The sequence below is a fragment of the Microcoleus sp. Pol7_B2 genome, assembly GCF_036701035.1.
Taxonomy (GTDB): Bacteria; Cyanobacteriota; Cyanobacteriia; order Cyanobacteriales; family Microcoleaceae; genus Microcoleus.
In genome coordinates this window covers 1-1,215 of record NZ_JAUBQB010000199.1, presented here as the reverse complement: position 1 = coordinate 1,215, position 1,215 = coordinate 1, and the positions used below count along the sequence as shown (strand labels likewise).

2 protein-coding genes are annotated in these 1,215 nt (G+C 38.8%); both read right to left on the bottom strand.

The window, feature by feature from the left end; all coding sequences use genetic code 11:
• Positions 1-80: 80 nt before the first annotated feature.
• Positions 81-518: a transposase gene (locus tag QUA57_RS28540; protein ID WP_333251573.1), complete on the bottom strand. Its 438-nt coding sequence runs from the start codon at positions 516-518 to the stop codon at positions 81-83.
• A gap of 455 nt (positions 519-973) precedes the next feature.
• Positions 974-1,153, bottom strand: coding sequence for a transposase family protein (locus tag QUA57_RS28535; protein ID WP_333251570.1), 180 nt, complete (start codon positions 1,151-1,153; stop codon positions 974-976).
• Positions 1,154-1,215 lie beyond the last annotated feature (62 nt).

The following is a 1,215-nucleotide window of genomic DNA, read 5'->3' as shown; positions in this document are numbered from 1 at the left end:
GCCTATCTTTTTTTAGCACACATTGGCTCAATCCTCACCACCTCTGGGTTTCAGGCTGGTTGTCACCCCCCCAGAAGTTGTCATACAGTCCCCAACTCAATTCTTGTTTTATATATTGCCATACTCTCTCGATTGGATTCAATTCGGGACGCTCCAGGTGGTTGAAAAACCAGTAAAATATTATCTGGGATTTTGAGCTGGCTACTATGATGAAACTTACCATTATCCAGTTGCACAACATTTAAATGCTCCGGATATTCTGCTGCTAGGTTATCTAGGAATATTTGAAAACATTGACCATCAAGATGTGAAAACTCTAACCAGAAATTTTCTCCGGTTTGAGGGGCAACCGCCCCGTATAAATAGTAAGCTTTAAAATTCCACTGAACTTTACCTATTGGTTTAACTCCACAGGCTGTGATTTTTTTCCTTTCAATCGTTTTTAAGCCAATTCTAGTTTCATCTTGACACCAATATTTGAGACCATTTTTTGCTGGATTTGGCCCGACAGAATCCAACCAGCACGCTACTTTCAGGAATTTTTCTAGTTTTTTTTAAACTCGCTTGCGACTCCTGGAGCTTTTTTATTACTCAAACGCCTTGGAACTTTTAACTTGGCTTTCATTCGGTAGCGTATTTGCTTGTGTAAAGTTTGATATTTGACGGATACTTGATAGTTCTCTTCCACCCATCTGGCAATTTCTTTATAGCTCTTAGACCTCTCCCATAATTCCAATCCCTTTCCCCGCTTGGTTTCTGGCGGACGGTTCCTGCAAGGACCGTCCGTCAGAAACCCACGCTTACATAAGGGTTTCAACGGTCGATCGATAAAAACTGCCCAATTTTATGACCTAAATTTTACTGTTTTTTTTTCAGTTTGTAGGGACTTTTATTGACACATAACGAGCGCACCTATTCGCCATCTTACTAATCCACATACCACCAAAATTACTCTCTCGTAATTTTTCGTTTTTCAGCGAAATTTTTCTGATGCTACTCTCCATATTTTTAATAATCTAATTAGATGCTCGACAAAGATTATTTTTTGAGCCTTTGACTTATTCGCTCTCTTTTGAGCTGGAGTCAGAACTCCCTGACGCGGTTTTTTATGAGGAGTATTAATTAATGGTCGAGTGCATAAGCTGTTCTGCATTTAAATAGGGTATAATAAAAAATTATTTAAGTCAATAAATACAAAAATGCCAGCCAAAAACC

Bases quoted from the DNA above. Each gene is read 5' to 3' on its own strand.
- QUA57_RS28535 (WP_333251570.1), bottom strand. From the start codon at position 1,153: ATGCAGAACAGCTTATGCACTCGACCATTAATTAATACTCCTCATAAA.